General features: G+C 40.7%; 15 protein-coding genes. 12 read left to right on the top strand and 3 right to left on the bottom strand.

The window, feature by feature from the left end:
• Positions 1-169: 169 nt before the first annotated feature.
• Positions 170-970, bottom strand: a complete 801-nt coding sequence (locus CN378_RS09790) for a CsxC family protein (RefSeq protein ID WP_098351701.1) — start codon at positions 968-970, stop codon at positions 170-172.
• Positions 971-1,103: 133 nt separating this feature from the next.
• Positions 1,104-1,790, bottom strand: coding sequence for a galactosyltransferase-related protein (locus tag CN378_RS09785; protein ID WP_098351700.1), 687 nt, complete (start codon positions 1,788-1,790; stop codon positions 1,104-1,106).
• A gap of 214 nt (positions 1,791-2,004) precedes the next feature.
• Between CN378_RS09785 and CN378_RS09780 the strand changes: the two genes are divergently transcribed.
• From CN378_RS09780 to CN378_RS09745, 8 genes are all read left to right on the top strand, one after another.
• Positions 2,005-3,297 (top strand): nucleotide sugar dehydrogenase, encoded by a 1,293-nt coding sequence (locus tag CN378_RS09780; RefSeq protein WP_098351699.1) that lies wholly within the window; start codon positions 2,005-2,007, stop codon positions 3,295-3,297.
• 28 nt (positions 3,298-3,325) lie between these two features.
• Positions 3,326-4,276 carry a glycosyltransferase gene (locus CN378_RS09775; protein WP_179884863.1) on the top strand — a complete coding sequence of 317 codons (951 nt, stop codon included), beginning with the start codon at positions 3,326-3,328 and terminating at the stop codon, positions 4,274-4,276.
• 5 nt (positions 4,277-4,281) lie between these two features.
• Positions 4,282-4,932 carry an acetyltransferase gene (locus tag CN378_RS09770; protein WP_098351697.1) on the top strand — a complete coding sequence of 217 codons (651 nt, stop codon included), beginning with the start codon at positions 4,282-4,284 and terminating at the stop codon, positions 4,930-4,932.
• A gap of 10 nt (positions 4,933-4,942) precedes the next feature.
• Positions 4,943-6,103: a DegT/DnrJ/EryC1/StrS family aminotransferase gene (locus CN378_RS09765; RefSeq protein ID WP_098351696.1), complete on the top strand. Its 1,161-nt coding sequence runs from the start codon at positions 4,943-4,945 to the stop codon at positions 6,101-6,103.
• A 2-nt stretch (positions 6,104-6,105) separates the two neighbouring features.
• Positions 6,106-7,011, top strand: coding sequence for an NAD-dependent epimerase/dehydratase family protein (locus CN378_RS09760; protein WP_098351695.1), 906 nt, complete (start codon positions 6,106-6,108; stop codon positions 7,009-7,011).
• Positions 7,012-7,269: 258 nt separating this feature from the next.
• Positions 7,270-8,835: a tRNA (N6-isopentenyl adenosine(37)-C2)-methylthiotransferase MiaB gene (gene miaB, locus CN378_RS09755; protein ID WP_098351825.1), complete on the top strand. Its 1,566-nt coding sequence runs from the start codon at positions 7,270-7,272 to the stop codon at positions 8,833-8,835.
• Between the two features lies 1 nt (position 8,836).
• Positions 8,837-9,268, top strand: a complete 432-nt coding sequence (locus tag CN378_RS09750) for a YlbF/YmcA family competence regulator (protein WP_098351694.1) — start codon at positions 8,837-8,839, stop codon at positions 9,266-9,268.
• 262 nt (positions 9,269-9,530) lie between these two features.
• A complete protein-coding gene (locus CN378_RS09745; RefSeq protein ID WP_060673296.1) occupies positions 9,531-10,067 on the top strand; it encodes an outer spore coat protein CotE in 537 nt (178 codons plus the stop codon).
• 138 nt (positions 10,068-10,205) lie between these two features.
• Here the strand turns inward: CN378_RS09745 and CN378_RS09740 are convergent, their stop codons facing one another.
• Positions 10,206-11,195 (bottom strand): YeiH family protein, encoded by a 990-nt coding sequence (locus CN378_RS09740; RefSeq protein ID WP_257141093.1) that lies wholly within the window; start codon positions 11,193-11,195, stop codon positions 10,206-10,208.
• Positions 11,196-11,345: 150 nt separating this feature from the next.
• Here CN378_RS09740 and CN378_RS09735 point away from each other — a divergent pair, with 150 nt between their 5' ends.
• From CN378_RS09735 to CN378_RS09720, 4 genes are all read left to right on the top strand, one after another.
• Positions 11,346-13,514, top strand: coding sequence for a DNA topoisomerase III (locus CN378_RS09735; RefSeq protein ID WP_098351693.1), 2,169 nt, complete (start codon positions 11,346-11,348; stop codon positions 13,512-13,514).
• A gap of 337 nt (positions 13,515-13,851) precedes the next feature.
• Complete coding sequence (locus tag CN378_RS09730) at positions 13,852-15,300, top strand: carbon starvation CstA family protein (RefSeq protein ID WP_098351692.1); 1,449 nt, start codon at positions 13,852-13,854, stop codon at positions 15,298-15,300.
• A 429-nt stretch (positions 15,301-15,729) separates the two neighbouring features.
• Positions 15,730-16,620 (top strand): nitrilase-related carbon-nitrogen hydrolase, encoded by an 891-nt coding sequence (locus CN378_RS09725; protein WP_098351691.1) that lies wholly within the window; start codon positions 15,730-15,732, stop codon positions 16,618-16,620.
• Positions 16,621-16,703: 83 nt separating this feature from the next.
• Positions 16,704-18,059: an NAD(P)-dependent oxidoreductase gene (locus CN378_RS09720; RefSeq protein ID WP_098351690.1), complete on the top strand. Its 1,356-nt coding sequence runs from the start codon at positions 16,704-16,706 to the stop codon at positions 18,057-18,059.
• Positions 18,060-18,072 lie beyond the last annotated feature (13 nt).

Here is an 18,072-nt window from a genome sequence, read left to right as displayed (position 1 = left end):
TTTCATTCTATTTGTTAATATATGTACAGTTAACCGATTTGTGTTTATCAACTACAATGAATACTGTAATGAACTTAGTAATGAATAATAGGCAACATCACACACGCTTCAATAAAAAGCAGTGGTAATGTTGCCCATAACTATATAAATCTAGTTACATTGAAGATGATTAAAAATCATCAGGGCTATCAGTAGGTGCAAAGGCTGTGTCTACTGTTATTAATTGTTCTTGAAGCACTCTAACTGTAAAACGAAGATTCATTTTCTCAATCATATGAGAGAAATAACCTTCACTATCAGGATTATCACCAAACAATTTACGATCTGTTGCTTCATCCCATTCGATGATTTTACTTGAAACGATTTCACAAAATGGAAGACGATTATAGAATTGTGTGCTGCTTTGATGGAACTGAGAAAGGTCACTTGAAAGGAATTTATCCTTCTCAGGGAATCCTTTTCCTAAATCCTGAGCTCTAAAGAAATCAAACTCACTACGGTTGTTAGTTTCTGGTAATTGAACCGGTGCATCCAGAGTAATGCTAGTCATGCACTCAAATGGAATTCTGGTTGTTAATGATTTGATTTCGGATGATACACATTGTCCGTCAGAATCATGGCATGGGGATGCATACTGGATATTTTTTCTAACCCATCCTTTAAGGAATAGGGGGTACGTTGCACCTGCTGCAGAGAATGCTCCATTTGTTCTTGTTTCAGTCATTAAGCGGCATTGAACGATTTCCACTCGTTTCTTTATATCTTTAATTTCTAATACTGGATCTGGGAAATGAATATTCGCTACTAAATGACTGTTCACCTCTCTTTGGGCTAACGTTACTGGAACACTGATCGTTCTTGTTTCACCACCAGGTACTACGACAGGTTGACTGTCCGTGTTTCCGCATTGTTCTACAGATGCTGATTTGTTGAAATTCACACAGTGATGCTGGTCTGGTTTGTGACTCATTCATATTTCCTCCTTTTTAATTGACCTTCACTTCATACTATGCATGCAAGTCCATTTAGAATGGTTGAATGTATTAGTATAAATGCGGAATTTTATAAGAGCTGGCCATTATATTCAAAAGGAAAGTTCATCTTCAACGTTCCTCTCTTTCATTCATGATTTTTTTCATCTTCTCTTTCTTTCTATGTGCCTTGCAATATCGCATAGCTAAATCGTAATTGGACTGATAATGTATGTTTTTGCTTTTTTCTGTAGGGTGCCATAGGTGGTAAATGCTAGTTGGAATTCTTTTGAAATGACCACAGAAAGTATTTACTGAAGAGGCAAAAGCATCATCTTCACCACCCCAGCCTTTAAATCTTTCGTCAAAGCCCCCAACCTTTTCAAAACATTCCTTCTTTATAATATTGATCCCGCCAACTGGGATAACACCTGTAGTATTCCTTGGGTTGGTATCTAATGCATCTGGAAGTGGCCACAGTGGTTCTGTGTTGAGGATTTCTGTTGAACTATTTTGAGTAATATCGAGTACTTTGTTATAAGGGATGATCCAGGGTTCAGTATCTAATAGTTTGATTGAACCTTTGATGATATTGGGATCACAGATGATATCTGAGTCTACAATCACATAAACCTCGCCTTGAGCAACTGATGCTGCATGATTTACCGCTTCAGCTTTTGAAAAGAGACTTCCTGTACTTGTACCTACACATACATCTGACTCGGGAAACGCCAAAGTATAATAACGTTTAATCCATTCAAAAGATCTTTTTCTGATTTCACTTTCAGAATTAAAAGGGATTAATATCGATATCTCCATTGCTATTCTCTCCTATCAATAAGAAATATTCCTATTTACATAGTATGTAATAATACAAGAATTTGATTGCACTACGAATAATCAATACATTGTTAAAAGAAATGAAAAAATACCTTCTTCATTTTCATATGAATGATAAAATCGACCACACCCTTCACTCTCCTTGTCCATATACTATTAAGCAATTAATAATCGGGAGGGGGAAATTAATATTATGGCAGAAAAAAAATTACAATGTGTGGGAGTAATTGGTTTAGGATATGTAGGACTTCCTTTATCGCTATTGTTAGTAAAAAAAGGATTTGATGTTATAGGCGTGGATATTGATAAAGGGAAAATTAATGATTTAAATAATGGTATGAGCTATATAACAGACATTGACCCTATACAAATAACTGATGCATTTAGAACGGGAAGATTCAAGGTTACTTCCGGATATGAAATAGTTTCCAAAATGGATCACATCATTATTTGTGTTCCTACACCGTTAAAGAAAAACAAGGAACCTGAATTAAGATATTTATTAGAAGTTGGGAGCAATTTAGGTGAGCAGCCATTAGAAGGGAAATTGATTATCTTGGAGAGTTCTACTTATCCAGGTACGACCACGGAAGTATTAAAACCACTGCTGGAGAAAAATGATTTAAAAGTAGGGAAAGATATCTATTTGGGTTATTCGCCTGAAAGAATAGACCCGGCAACAAGAAGCATACATGTAGAGGATATTCCTAAGGTGATTAGTGGGGTCACTGATGAGTGCTTGAAGAGAGTGAGAACATTCTATAAGAAAATTTTTAATGAAGTAGTGGAAGTATCTTCACCTGAAGTGGCCGAATTTACCAAGCTTTTAGAAAATAGCTATCGATTTATCAACATTTCTTTTGTTAATGAAATGGCCATGTTATGTGATGGGCTAAATATTGATATTTGGGAAGCGATTTCTGCAGCAAGTACAAAGCCATATGGGTTTACTCCGTTTTACCCGGGACCCGGGGTGGGGGGGCATTGTATACCGGTAGATCCATTTTATCTTGATTGGAAGGCTAGAAAAGTAGGAATAGAGAATTCGATGATAAATGCAGCAGAAACGATTAATGATCGTATTTCAGAATACATTGTGAATAGCCTAATCAATCATCTACCTAAACCAAAGGATACCAAATATAAAGTATTCATTTATGGAATTGCTTATAAAAAAGACATTAATGATGCTAGAGAATCTCACTCTATACCCATTATAAAAAAATTGATGAGTCTGGGAGTCGATGTATCCTTCCATGATCCCTATATCAATAACATTATAGTTGATCAGTTAGAATTAAAAAGTTCACCCCTAACTAAAGAAGATTTAGTGAACGCGGACTGTGTATTAATTTTAACAGATCATTCCTCCATACCAATCGAGTTGATAATAGAGCACTCTACACTCATTTTTGATACTAAGAATGTTTCTTCTCATTTCAAAGGTGAAGCAAAAATTATCAGGTTGGGTTCAGGAAGGCAGTAGGGAAAACATTTTCGGAGGTATAGATAGGATGAAAAAACTTAAAATTCTTTACTTTACACAGGACAAGACTCACTCGTTGATAAAAGATTCTGAATACTTTAAAGACGAATTGAAAAGACGTTCCGATGTGGACATAAGATTTATCGAAAAAGGTGGGCATATAAAGGAAATAATGAAGGAACTCAGTTTCACTCCAGATTTCATCTATATAGATCATTATATAGATTACAGAGTAAACCAGGAATACTTGTATGGATTAAAGAGTGTAAACATTCCAAAAGGTGTTCTGATATGTGATTTGCATCATGGTAACAGATTTCACTTTAGAAAATTTGTTAATCACTTTCAAGTCGATTTAGTATTTTCACATTATAGAGATGCATTTAGGCATAGATATCCTGATTTTTTAGATAAATTTAGATGGTTGCCTCTTTGCATTAATCAGGAAATATACAAGGATTACCGTTTGCCTAAAACTATTAATTATTTAGTCATGGGTCACATATCTCCAAGAATATATAAACTAAGAAATAAGATTGTCCATGAGATGAAAGATGTACATGGGTTTCATTATTATGAACATCCGGGTTATAGGGATTTTTCTGAAGAAGAGGGAGCGATAATTGGTGATCGTTATGCCATGAAAATCAATAGTGCCAAAATGTTCTTTACAGATGATTCTGTTTTTAAATATCCAATCGGTAAATATTTTGAAGTTCCTGCATGCAAGACACTCTTATTAGCTCCTGGCTCTCCAGAACTTCGGGATTTGGGATTTATTAATGGTGAAACTTTTGTGGAGATTAATGATCAAAATTTCCTGAAAAAAGCCCTTTCTTATATTGGGGATCAAGACGAAATGAATAGAATAACCAAAAATGCATACGAGATGGTCAGAAGCAGGCATACTCACGAAATCAGGGCAGGGGAATTTGTAAAATATGTAAGGGATTATCTTATTAAAACTCAAAGGTGGTAAGGTAGTTGAATAAAATCGTCATCATAGGTGCAGGTGGTCTAGGAAGGGAAGTAAGTGACGTCATCAAGGATATTAATAGAAACAAAGCAACATGGGAAGTGATTGGTTTCTTGGATGACTCGATAGAGAAAAAGGAACAAGTAGTAAATGGTCATTCGGTTTTGGGGACTACTTCAGCGATAAAACATTTGGGTAACATTGATGTAGTATGCGCAATTGGTAATCCTAGCATTAAACAAAAAGTTGTGAATCAGATAAAATCTATAAATCCTTCGGTTATCTTTAAGACTTTGATCCATCCCTCTGCTAAGATTGGTAGTTTTTCCAATATAGGTGAAGGGAGTATAGTTTGCGCAGGAGCGATTATCACCTCAAATATCACCATCGGTGACCACGTCCTTATAAATATTGCAACAACAATTGGTCATGATGTGGTAATCGGCAGCTTTTCTACCATTTATCCAGGAAGTAACATTTCCGGATACGTTCAGTTGGGTGAAAATGTAGAAATAGGTGCTGGTTCAGTAGTGATCCCTCATGTAAAAATAGGGAAATCTTCCATTTTAGGCGCGGGGGGTGTAGCTATTAGAGACTTGCCTGATCATTGCACGGCAGTTGGTGTACCGGCAAAACCCATTAAATCATTAAAGGAGTGAAAAATATCAGATGAAAAAAGAGGAAAAACAGATCCATTTATCACCACCTTTCTTAACAGGGAAGGAAATGGAATTCCTTAAAAATGCAGTGGATAGTAATTGGATTACACCCTTAGGTCCACACGTGGATTTATTTGAAAGGGAATTATCTAATTATATCGGTGTTAAAGATGGTGCAGCAATGAGTTCGGGAACGGCTGCCCTCCATATTGCACTAGCACTGTGTGGTGTCAACAAAGGAGACCGGGTATTTGTATCGACTCTATCCTTTATAGCCAGTGTTAATCCAGTCGTCTATTTAGGAGGCATTCCAGAATTCATTGACTCTGAACCTGATAGCTGGTGTATGTCGCCTGTTGCATTAGAACGGGCCCTTCATGAATCAAAAATAAATAATTCATTGCCTAAGGCAGTAATAGTGGTTCACGTATATGGGCAGAGTGCAAAGTTAGATGAAATCAAAGTATTATGCGACCGTTTTCAAGTCCCATTAATTGAGGATGCTGCCGAATCATTAGGGGGAACTTATCATGGGGAAAAAACCGGTGGGATAGGGGACTTTGGGGTTTTTTCTTTCAATGGTAATAAGGTCATTACCACATCTGGTGGTGGTATGCTTATGTCGAACAATAAGGAGTTGATTGAAAAGGCAAGATTCCTCGCCTCTCAAGCCAGAGATAAAGCAATTCACCATGAACATAGTGAGTTGGGATACAATTATCGTTTGAGCAATCTATTAGCCGCGGTAGGAAGAGCGCAGCTATTATCGTTGGATGAAAGAATAAAGAGTAAGCGTATTATTTTTGAACGCTACCAAAAAGCTCTATCAGGTTACCCAGGCGTCTCATTTATGCCGGAGCTTGAGGGGAGTACTTCTTCTAGATGGTTGACTGCCCTTACGATTGATCCGGAAATACAACCAATCACGTCTTTCGAACTAATAAAAAAACTTGAAAAAGAAAAAATTGAATCACGTCCACTTTGGAAGCCTCTACATCTTCAACCTCTCTACAAATACTCTAAGTTTTATCCGCACTATTCAAATCAATCCGTTTCTGAAGACCTTTTCAATCAAGGCTTGTGTTTACCATCAGGTTCTGGTCTTTCAAGGGAAGATCAGGACAGGGTCATTAAATGTATAAAATCTCACTTAAAAAAGGATAGGTGCTAACGATGAAAAGTGTCGCAATTATAGGAGGAGCAGGTTTTATCGGTAAATATTTGTCAGAAGAATTATTAGATAAAGGATATCAAGTGAAAATAATAGATGTTCAAAAGCCTTTGTTAGATGTCCCATTTGAAAAAGTAGACATTTTAAACGACATCAATGGTTTAACTTCATCTCTGAAAGATGTGGAGGGGGTCATCCATTTAGCTGCGATCGTTGGTGTTGATAAGTGTTTGGAAAATAAAAGCCAGGTTTTACAAGTGAATCTTCAAGGAACAATAAATATCATTAAAGCATGTGAAATAAATGGAATTAAAAGATTATTATTCTCCTCCAGTTCAGAGGTATATGGGGATGGGATTAAAATCCCATTTGCCGAAAATGATGAAAAGGTTCCAAAATCGGTTTATGGTAAGTCAAAATTATTAGCAGAAGAAACGCTAAGATTAAAAGCCGACAGTCATTTCATCATCCGTGTGGTCAGATTTTTTAACGTCTACGGTACTGGGCAATCAACCAATTTTGTTATTCCAAAATTCGTTAATAAGTTCATCAAAGGAGAAGATATCCCCATTTATGGGGATGGGAGTCAGGTTCGTTGTTTTACCCATGTAAAAGACGCTGTTAAGGGCACTTTATTAGCTTTTGAATATGAAGGGGACGTTTATGAAGATTTCAATATAGGAAACTCCCGACCCATAACCATAATGGAACTTGTCGAGATCCTCAAGAAAAAAATTCCTGCAGCCTCATCAATCATTCATGAGAATTTGGGTCAAAATGGAATCAGACCATCAGATATAGAGATATATAAACGTATTCCTGATACCACTAAAGCTGAGAGATTATTAGGTTTTAAAGCAGCCATCTCTATTGAAGAAGGAATAAATCGCTATTTAAGTAATATGTAAGAAGATTTAAAGGGCTAAAGGGATATTTAGCCCTTTTACATACAATCCTTGTATATTGCAAGTCGAATAACTATATGGCAGCATTCATTATTGCAAGTTGCAGTTGTATACAAATTACAACAGTTACCCCCATCTATTGTACAAGGGACGGAAAACCTTTATACTATTATAATGTGCAAGAATGTATATCCCAATCATCCTGCCTTTTTTATAATAGAAGAAAACGGTTTGGATATGGGGGTAGAAAGGGGATATTTCATGAACGAAGAACAGCGAAAACATGGACAACAATCGAAGCCTGGATCTCCAGCGGACCAAAAATCCGAAAAGGATTTCAGCAAGTACTTTGAAAGTGTCTATATCCCGCCGTCGTTAAAAGATGCCAAGAAGCGTGGGAAAGAAGAAATTCAATATCATAATGACTTTACAATCGATGATCAATATAGAGGCCTCGGGGAAGGAAAGAAATTCTATATCCGTACCTATGGTTGTCAAATGAATGAACATGATACAGAAGTGATGGCAGGGATTTTCATGGCACTCGGCTATGAAGCGACGAATTCGACAGATGATGCGGATGTCATCCTTTTAAATACCTGTGCCATCCGTGAAAATGCTGAGAATAAAGTGTTCGGGGAATTAGGACATTTGAAACATTTAAAACGGGAAAAGCCCGAGCTGCTGATTGGAGTATGCGGATGCATGTCCCAGGAAGAATCGGTTGTCAATAAGATCTTGAAGACCTATCAACAGGTGGACATGATCTTTGGAACCCATAATATCCATCGTCTTCCTAAGATTCTATCAGATGCGTATATGTCCAAGGCAATGGTCGTAGAGGTATGGTCGAAAGAGGGGGACGTCATCGAGAACCTCCCGAAGGTCCGCCGTGGGAACATCAAGGCATGGGTCAACATCATGTACGGCTGTGATAAGTTCTGTACATACTGTATCGTACCGTACACACGGGGTAAAGAGAGAAGCCGCCGTCCCGAGGAGATCATCCAGGAAGTCCGTCACCTGGCTGCACAAGGATATCAGGAAATCACTCTCCTTGGACAAAACGTGAATGCCTACGGGAAAGATATCGAAGACCTCGAATACGGTCTGGGAGACCTGATGGAGGACCTCCGTAAAGTGGATATTCCACGTATCCGCTTTACAACGAGTCACCCAAGGGATTTCGATGATCATTTAATCGAGGTGCTCGCCAGGAAAGGAAATCTCGTTGAGCATATTCATTTACCGGTTCAATCCGGTTCAACAGATGTTCTGAAGATCATGGCCCGTAAGTATACCCGTGAACAATTCCTGGAATTAGTGGGTAAAATTAAAGAAGCCATGCCGGACGTGGCCCTTACGACGGACATCATCGTCGGTTATCCGAATGAAACCGATGAACAATTTGAAGAAACCCTTTCCTTATACAGGGAAGTAGGCTTTGAGTCCGCTTACACATACATTTATTCACCAAGGGAAGGCACCCCGGCAGCGAAGATGAATGACAATGTACCGATGGAAGTGAAAAAAGAACGTCTGCAGCGATTGAATGCAGTTGTGAAAGAATATTCTGCTGAGGCGATGAAGCAATACACCGGAAAAATCGTTGAGGTACTGGTGGATGGGGAAAGTAAGAAGAATCCGGAAATCCTGGCGGGCTATACAAGACGCAGTAAGCTTGTAAACTTCAAAGCCCCTAAAACAGCCATCGGAAAGATCGTAAAAGTCAAGATCACAGATGCCAAGTCTTGGTCATTGGATGGAGAAATGATTGAAGAGGGCCGGATCGGAACAGAATTTCAGGAAGCGGTAGAGGTGAAATAATATGGCAAAGTATACAAAAGACGATATTATGAAGCGTGCAGAGGAACTTGCAACAATGATTGCGGAAACAGAAGAAGTGGATTTCTTCAAGCGTGCCGAAGCACAGATCCATGAGAATCAAAAGGTCCGTGAAATGATCGCGAGTATCAAGAGCTTACAAAAACAAGCCGTGAACTTCCAACATTATGGGAAGATCGAAGCGCTGAAAATGGTTGAAGCTAAAATAGAAAACCTTGAAAAAGAAATCGATGAAATTCCGGTTGTTCAACAATTCAAGGAATCTCAAACGGATGTAAATGATTTACTGCAAATCGTTGCGTCGGTCATTTCAAACAATGTGACCGATCACATCATTGAAACCACCGGGGGAGACTTACTCCGTGGAGAAACGGGATCACATGTGAAAAACTCAACGCCTGGAAGCTGTTCTTAACTCCGGGGATTTATAAAACGACAAACGACAAAAAAAAGACCTTTGCTAAAAGGGGATATCCCCCCTTCCTGCAAAGGTCTTTTTTTGTGTGTGTTTTTCCACTTTTTCTATGCTGCCAAGTCGTGCATCCCGGAACATTCAATGGGTATTCGCATACAATACATTATCTCGCAACAATCCCATCATGTAATTAAATTTACTCGCACAAACACCTAGATAGTCGCATAAGATGAATTGAAAATGAATGAGGAGGTTCGCTCGAATGGCAGAATATAGAGAGATTATTACTAAAGCGGTCGTAGCGAAGGGACGTAAATTTACACAGTCTCATCATACGATTTGCCCGCCGCATAATCCATCGAGCATTTTAGGCTGCTGGATCATTAATCATCAGTATGAAGCACACAAAGTAGGCAAGAAGGTTGAAGTTCACGGTTCATACGAAATCAACGTATGGTACTCTCACAGTGACAACACAAAGACATCTGTTGTAACCGAAAGAGTAGAGTATACAGATTGCATCAAATTGAAATACCGTGACCCTGATTGCCTGGACGACATTGAAGTATGTGCCCGAGTACTGCAACAGCCGAATTGCTGCGAAGCGGTCATTTCACCAAACGGTAACAAAATCATCGTTCACGTCGAACGTGAATTCCTTGTGGAAGTTATCGGAGAAACGAAAGTATGTGTCCTTGTAAATCCAGAAGGTTGTGACGATGAAGACTGGGATTGCGACTTGGATGATGAAGAATTTGAAGAGTTAGACCCAGACTTCTTAGAAGGCGACGAAGAATAAAATAGACTAGGAAGACGGCCTCTTCCTAGTTTTTTTCTTCTTAGCACGTAAGCAGTCGGAAAATGGATATGAACCAACGGGCATCTGTGCAGATGCTCTTTTTTTATGGAAATGTAATTACTGCAGTCAGGTTTTCGCTTAGAGGATAAGCAATAAACTGATGACAGCGCATGTGATAGAAGCGATCAATCCCGTCAGGAGAGGTTTAATTCCTAGACGGATGATATCTTTTCCTTTTACTTGAAGACCCACAGCAGTCATCACCATGATGATCATGAACTTGGACGAACTCTTAAGGTATGACTCAATGGTCATTGGAATCAATCCAAACGTATGAAGCAGCGACACGGCCAGGAACAAAAATATGAACCACGGAAAGGCCTTCTTATAATGAGATCCCCCTGTACTTTTCTTCCTTAAGATAAACGGAAGGATAAACATAACAGGAATCAGAAATAATGTTCTGGCAAGCTTCACCGTCGTCGCAACTTCACCTGCTTCGTCTCCATATGCGTAACCTACGGCAACCGCCGAAGAAGTATCATGTACGGCCGTACCCGCCCAGATCCCGAACGATAGATCAGACATGTCGAGAAGGTGCCCGATGATGGGATACGTAACAAATGCAATTAAATTAAAGAAGACTATCGTTGATAATGCATAAGCGGTTTCGTCCTCTTTAGCACCGACGATCCCTTTAACGGCTGAGATCGCTGTGGCTCCACATATGCTGGTGCCGATACCGATCAATAAGCTCAACCTTTTATCGATACGGAGCCATTTCCCGACTACATAAGTCACTGAAATGCCGATGGTGACAGAGAAAAATATCACCCATAGAGCTCTTTGACCGATATGGAGAATATCATAAAGGCTCAATCCGACACCCAGAAAAACGATGGCCACTTTCAATAGTACCTTCAAAGTAAACTGTATTCCCGGATCGAAAGCTTTCGGGAGTTTTGTTGTGTTTTGGAGGATCGACCCGATCAAGATCGCAAATAACAAGCTGCCGATCAGTGGAAAAAGGGTGCCCAACCCTCTTGATAGTAAACTGATTAATAGGATGATGAAGAGGCCCCAGGCTTCTTTGGGAAGAATGGAGCCTTTGTGTATGTCATGCTGCAAAATTCATTAGCTCCTTTATTAAAATCGACCATGTATAAGTATAGTACAATCTCCCTAATGACGTGAACCAAAATGCACTACTCTATTTATTGTATGTTAAAATAGAAAAGATATAGAAAATATAGACCCAGTAATGAAAGGATTTTTCACATGAAAAAGATTTTGGTCCTGGCAGAAAAACCTTCTGTCGGTAGAGATATTGCCAGAGTACTTCAATGTACGAAAAGTGGAAATGGATTCTTGGAAGGAAAGGATTATATCGTCACTTGGGCTCTTGGACACCTGGTGACCCTTGCAGAACCTGAAAGCTACGACGATCGATATAAATCATGGAAGCTCGAGGATCTTCCCATGCTCCCACCGTCCCTTAATCTTGTCATCATCAAGAAAACAGGGAAACAGTTCAGCACAGTCAAAGCCCAAATGAACCGCACGGATGTTAAGGAAATCGTCATTGCCACCGATGCTGGCCGTGAAGGTGAGCTGGTTGCCCGCTGGATCATCGAGAAAGCACGTGTGAACAAGCCGCTGAAAAGATTATGGATTTCATCTGTAACCGACAAAGCCATCAAGGACGGATTCCAGAGGCTTAAAGATGCGAAAAACTATGAAAATCTTTATGCTGCAGCACAGGCAAGATCCGAAGCTGATTGGTACGTGGGGATGAATGCAACAAGAGCCCTGACAACCAAGCACAATGCCCAATTGTCATGCGGACGTGTTCAAACACCAACATTGAGCATCATTGCCCAACGAGAGGAAGAAATAAAGAATTTCACCCCGCAATCCTATTACGGGATACAGGCTGTGACGGATAGGGGAACATTTATATGGTCCAACGGGAAAAATAACGATACAAAAACGTTCTCTAAAGAAGAAATCACTCATATCATGGAATCATTAAAAGGCAGGAAGGAAATCCTTATACAATCATTGAAGAAAGCATTGAAGAAAACCTACGCACCTTCCCTGTATGATTTGACTGAATTGCAAAGAGATGCACATAAAATCTTTGGTTTCTCTGCTAAAGAAACGCTTTCGATCATGCAGAAATTATACGAGCAGCATAAATTGGTCACATATCCCAGGACAGATAGTAAACATCTGTCGAGCGATATGGTATCAACGCTTAAGGACAGATTGAAAGCGGTGAATGTTCAACCTTACCGTAAGATGGCCCACAGTGCATTGCAGGGTTCGATGCAGCTGTCAAAGGCGTACGTGGATGATCAAAAGGTGACGGATCACCATGCGATAATACCAACAGAGGAAACTCCTTCCCTTCAGCGATTACAGGACAGGGAAAGAAAAATTTATGATTTAATCGTCAAGCGTTTCCTGGCCGTCTTCTTTCCTCCGTATCAGTATGAACAAACGACTGTAGCAGCAACAATCGGCTCAGTGTCATTTCAGACAAAAGGGAAAAGGATAGTAGACGCCGGATGGAAAGAAGTGTACGATTTTGATTCTGAGAAAGATCAGCTACTATCGAAAATGGATGAAGGGGCCACGTATGCTGTTCTTTCTATTAAAGAAACGGAAGGGCAAACAAATCCTCCGGGCAGATTCAATGAGGGTACGCTATTATCCGCCATGGAGAATCCCAAAAAGTTCATGAAAGCAAGCAATAAAGACTTACTTGCCACGATAGATGAGGCAGGGGGACTGGGTACCGTTGCGACGAGGGCCGATATCATAGAAAAGCTCTTCAATTCCGGTGTCATAGAACCGAGAGGGAAAGACATCCACATTACTTCTAAAGGGAAGCAACTATTGGATCTCGCGCCTGCCGAACTCAGGTCGCCTACTTTGACCGCAGAGTGGGAACAGAAGCTTGAAAAAATCGCCAATGGATCTCTTAAGAAACAGGAATTCCTGAAAGAAATCAAAGATTACACTAAGAAGTCCGTCAGTGAAATCAAGAATTCCAGCAAGAAATTCTCCCATGATAACCTGACTGGTACGAAATGCCCGGACTGCGGGAATTTAATGCTGGAAATCAAAAATAAACATGGAAAGAAGCTGGTATGCCAAGACCGGGAATGTGGTCATCGGAAAAATATCAGTAAGAAAACAAATGCCCGCTGTCCGAATTGCCACAAACGTCTCGATTTAAGAGGAGAAGGGGAAGGGCAGATGTTCACCTGTGTATGTGGACATAGAGAGAAGCTATCCACATTCAATGATCGAAGAAAGAAAGAAAAGAATAGTAAAGCAACAAAAAGGGATGTTAATAAATATTTGAAAACACAGCAAAAGGATGAGCCTGTCAATACCGCTTTAGCTGATGCCCTGGCAAAGTTAAAATTGGATCAATGATCAATTTCATGGGGATGACCGCCTGTATAGGCCGTCATCCCCATCTTTTTTTATATATGCGGTTAGAAACGGGGTTCATGAAGGTCAGGCGCTTTACATGATTTCATCGTGTTTTCCAGCTTATGAACGTTCCAAAATGGATAGGGGTGTTCATTATGCTGAAAAAATTTTTCGGTATAATGTATGCGTTATCATTATTATTCCGGCAGGTTTTTCATGGGAACAAAAGCATTCTTTTATTCTGAAAAAATAATATTTTTAGAAAATTCTGTTGTCTTTTGTCGTTTTTCGTATTAGAATAAACGTTAATTTCAATTAGCGAAGGGAGGACATCGTGATGCTCACATTTCTTGCATCCATCTGTATTTTAGTAGTTGGTTATTTCATTTATTCAAAGGTGGTAGAAAAGATTTTTGGTGTTGATGATTCCAATGTAACACCAGCATATGCTAAAAAAGACGGCTTGGATTATATGCCCATGAGCTGGTGGAAAGCAAGCCTGGTTCAGCTCTTGAACATTGCGGGGTTAGGTCCGATCTTCGGTGCGATATTGGGTGCTTTATACGGTCCTGTTGCCTTTCTCTGGATTGTCATCGGTACATTGTTTGCAGGTGCCGTGCATGATTATTTCTCTGGGATGCTTTCTCTCAGACACAACGGGGCACAATTTCCTGCCATTGTAGGAAAGTACTTAGGTAAACCCGTTCAGTCCGTCATGAACATTTTGTCCATCGTATTGATGATTCTCGTAGCAGCTGCCTTTACATCTGGACCCGCACAACTAATGGCAGAGGTGACGCCGCTTAATTTTATGACCTCTCTGGTCATTATCTTTACATATTTTCTCATTGCCACTGTATTACCGATCAATAAAATCATCGGAAAGATTTACCCGGTTTTTGGGGCGGTACTCATCTTTATGGCAGTGGCCATCGGAATCGGTTTATTTTTCTTTGAACATCCGGTGCCGAATTTAACGTTTGAAAACATGCATCCCGGAGAACTGCCCTTATGGCCACTATTAATGGTCACGGTGTCGTGCGGTGCAATCTCAGGTTTCCATTCAACTCAGAGTCCGATCTTGGCAAGGACCCTTAAAAGAGAAAGTGAAGGCCGGAAAGTATTTTACGGGGCGATGGTTGCCGAAGGAATCATCGCGTTGATCTGGGCAGCTGCTGGTATGGCATTCTTTAATGGAACAGAGGGTCTGCAAACAGCATTGGCGTCAGGTGGACCTGCAGGGGTAGTCAATGAGATCAGTAAGACGACATTGGGTACTCTCGGAGGAATTCTTGCCGTTCTTGGAGTCATCATTCTTCCAGTGACGACAGGCGATACTGCACTACGGTCTTCACGTATGATGCTTGCTGATTTATTAACAGATCTAACGAAGAAAGAAGTAGGAGGAAAATGGCTGCCGGTACTTTTAGTTGTCCCAGTGGCAGTCCCTACATTCCTCTTGACTCAAATCGATTATACCTTTCTATGGAGATATGTGGGCTGGTCGAACCAGGTCGTAGCCACCGTCATGTTATGGACGGCGTCCATTTATTTGTTGCAAAAAGCAAAGTTTCATTGGATTTGTAGTCTTCCGGCATTGTTTATGACGGCAGTGGTGAGCTCTTACATTTTTTATGCGCCCGAGGGATTTGGATTTTCTTATTCCTTATCGATGGTGCTTGGATCCTTCATCTGGCTGGCAGTACTCATCTGGTTTGTCACACAGGTAACAAAATACAGACCAGAGAGGCAGCGATCCTTGAAAGTAAGATCTGTAAATTCCTAAAAGCATTTTGTACAGAAACAGTCTTTTCTTCTGAAAAGGCTGTTTTTATTTGTGATCTATAAAACAATTCTCTTCTTTATATAGATGAAACAATGACAGGAAGTGTGAATTTTGTCGATTAAAAACTGAATTTTTATAATATTTAAACAAATATTTCTACATATTCTGCATCGTTCGTATGCTACCTTATGAGAAACGGACAGGATTGATCGAATAGTAGAATAATATACATAATGGCAAATGCTGAAGGAAGTTCATGTTACAAATTGTATGATGCAATCCGTTTTGGTACGAGTTAAAATAAAGTGAAAATATTTAAAATTCTGAATTTAATCCTTAAAGTGAAATCTAGTAAGTGCGACATTTGGGATATACGTCAATGAAAGCGCTTACTATATTATAAAAATCTAAGTGTACAGGGGGAATAGTATGTCAGACTTGGTGAAAATCGGACTGATTCAGGCTTCTCATGATGTGGATGGAAGTGAAGGAGTGGAGGTCCATAAAGAAGAGGCAATAAAAAAACATGTGGCTTTAGTGAGAGATGCGGCGAAAAAAGGTGCTCAAATCATATGCTTACAGGAGATTTTCTATGGGCCGTACTTTTGCTCCGAACAGAGTCCGAAATGGTATGACTCTGCAGAAGAAATCCCGAATGGTCCAACGACAAAGCTGTTTCAGGAATTGGCTAAAGAGCTAAGTGTCGTGATCGTTCTACCAATCTATGAACGGGAAGGGATAGCCACTTACTATAATACCGCCGCTGTCATCGATGCAGATGGGTCCTATCTGGGTAAATACCGGAAGCAGCATATTCCCCACGTGGGAGTCGGTGAGGAAGGATATGGGTTCTGGGAGAAGTATTATTTTAAACCTGGTAATCTCGGATACCCGGTATTTGATACAGCTTATGCCAAGGTCGGAGTCTATATCTGTTATGACCGGCACTTCCCTGAAGGGGCGCGATTGTTGGGGTTGAAGGGTGCTGAAATCGTCTTCAATCCCTCTGCAACCGTAGCGGGGCTCTCTGAATACTTATGGAAACTTGAACAGCCTGCCCATGCAGTGGCAAATGGTTACTATTTAGCAGCCATCAATCGTGTCGGATATGAAGGCCCATGGAACATGGGTGAGTTCTATGGACAATCCTATCTGGTCGATCCAAGGGGCAGCTTTGTTTCGATTGGAAGCAGGGACCGGGATGAAGTGATCATCGGGGAGATGAATAAAAAATTATTACGGGAAGTGCGGGATACCTGGCAGTTCTATCGTGACCGCAGACCTGAAACCTACAACGAAATGACTGCTCTTCTTCCTTGAAGGAGATTTGATTTATACTCACCTCATATGAAGAGCTCCATCACTATGATTCATTAAATGGAAAAGAAGAGGGGGAAGTCAGTTTGTCTAACACAGTTTCGTTACTCGATCTTGAGAAAAATTTTCAGGAAGCGCACGAGGGGCTATCAGGAAGAGAAGCACTTGAGGAAGCGAATCGTTGCCTGTATTGCTATGATGCACCATGCATTCAAGCCTGTCCTACAGGAATCGATATACCTTCATTTATTAAAAAGATCGCCTCTGGGAATTTAAAGGGGTCCGCTAAGACCATCATGTCTGCCAATCCCGTTGGGGCCAGCTGCTCAAGGGTCTGTCCGACAGAGGAATTATGTGAAGGCGCATGTGTTCTTAACTCTTCTACCAAACCCATCATGATCGGGGATCTGCAACGTTATGCAACGGATTGGGCGCGGCATAATGACACTGTGCTCTTTGAAGCAGGAAAACCAAACGGAAAGAAAGTGGGGATTATCGGCGGGGGGCCGGCGGGGCTTTCAGCAGCCAGGGAGCTTGCACTGTTTGGATATGACGTAACGATCTATGAGGCTGAAGAAGAAGCGGGAGGGTTAAATACGTATGGAATCGTTTCATTCCGCCTTCCAAAGGTCATATCCTACTGGGAAGTGGAGCAGGTAAGGAAATTGAATGTGGATATCCGGACCAATGTGAAGGTAGGGACGGATATATCTGCTGAAGAGATTGCGGCAAACCATGACTTTGTCATCCTGGCTGCAGGAATGTCTTCTGTCCCTGATTTAAGGATCGAAGGCGAAGACCTGAAAGGTGTACATGATGCCATTGAATTTGTGAAGGAAACGAAGAGTGGCAAGTTGAATGACGGGTATGTCGGGAAAAAAGTGGCGGTGATCGGTGCAGGGAACACAGCCATTGATGGGGCAACATGTTCTGTACGTCTCGGCGCAGAAAATGTGAAGATTTTATATAGGCGTACAAAGGAAGAAATGACAGCTTATGATTTTGAATACGAATTTGCCAAGCAGGATGGTGTGGAATTCCGCTGGTTGACCGCTCCTCAAAGGATCATCGGAAATGAAAAAGGAGAAGTTACAGGAATCGAATGCATCAGGATGGAGCTGGGTGAACCCGGGGGTGATGGAAGAAGGCGGCCACTCCCTGTTAAAGACTCAGGCTTTGTTTTGCCCGTTGACGCCGTCATCAAGGCCATTGGGCAAACACGTCATCTTACACTCATTGAACAATTCGGGCTTGAGCACTCTGAAGGAGTGGTAAAGGTTGATCCTGAGACCTTCCAAACATCGAATCCTTCCATTTTTGCCTGCGGGGACATCGTCTTCGGAAAAGGGATCGGTGAGGCCATGGTCGTCACGGCAGCAGAGCAGGGAAAGCGGGCTGCCTATCATTTACATGAGAAATGTTCATCGGTCCAAATGAAATAAGATTGTCTAAGAG

The sequence above is a fragment of the Bacillus sp. AFS015802 genome, from assembly GCF_002561455.1.
Taxonomy (GTDB): domain Bacteria; phylum Bacillota; class Bacilli; order Bacillales; family Bacillaceae_B; genus Rossellomorea.
Note: the sequence above shows the minus strand (reverse complement) of the source record. Positions and strands in the feature narration are given on the sequence as shown.

Excerpts from the sequence above, each read along its gene's own strand:
- CN378_RS09790 (WP_098351701.1), bottom strand. The coding sequence starts at position 970 with ATGAGTCACAAACCAGACCAGCATCACTGTGTGAATTTCAACAAATCA.
- CN378_RS09785 (WP_098351700.1), bottom strand. The coding sequence starts at position 1,790 with ATGGAGATATCGATATTAATCCCTTTTAATTCTGAAAGTGAAATCAGA.
- CN378_RS09780 (WP_098351699.1), top strand. The coding sequence starts at position 2,005 with ATGGCAGAAAAAAAATTACAATGTGTGGGAGTAATTGGTTTAGGATAT.
- CN378_RS09775 (WP_179884863.1), top strand. The coding sequence starts at position 3,326 with ATGAAAAAACTTAAAATTCTTTACTTTACACAGGACAAGACTCACTCG.
- CN378_RS09765 (WP_098351696.1), top strand. The coding sequence starts at position 4,943 with ATGAAAAAAGAGGAAAAACAGATCCATTTATCACCACCTTTCTTAACA.
- CN378_RS09760 (WP_098351695.1), top strand. The coding sequence starts at position 6,106 with ATGAAAAGTGTCGCAATTATAGGAGGAGCAGGTTTTATCGGTAAATAT.
- miaB (WP_098351825.1), top strand. The coding sequence starts at position 7,270 with ATGAACGAAGAACAGCGAAAACATGGACAACAATCGAAGCCTGGATCT.
- CN378_RS09750 (WP_098351694.1), top strand. The coding sequence starts at position 8,837 with ATGGCAAAGTATACAAAAGACGATATTATGAAGCGTGCAGAGGAACTT.
- CN378_RS09745 (WP_060673296.1), top strand. The coding sequence starts at position 9,531 with ATGGCAGAATATAGAGAGATTATTACTAAAGCGGTCGTAGCGAAGGGA.
- CN378_RS09735 (WP_098351693.1), top strand. The coding sequence starts at position 11,346 with ATGAAAAAGATTTTGGTCCTGGCAGAAAAACCTTCTGTCGGTAGAGAT.
- CN378_RS09730 (WP_098351692.1), top strand. The coding sequence starts at position 13,852 with ATGCTCACATTTCTTGCATCCATCTGTATTTTAGTAGTTGGTTATTTC.
- CN378_RS09725 (WP_098351691.1), top strand. The coding sequence starts at position 15,730 with ATGTCAGACTTGGTGAAAATCGGACTGATTCAGGCTTCTCATGATGTG.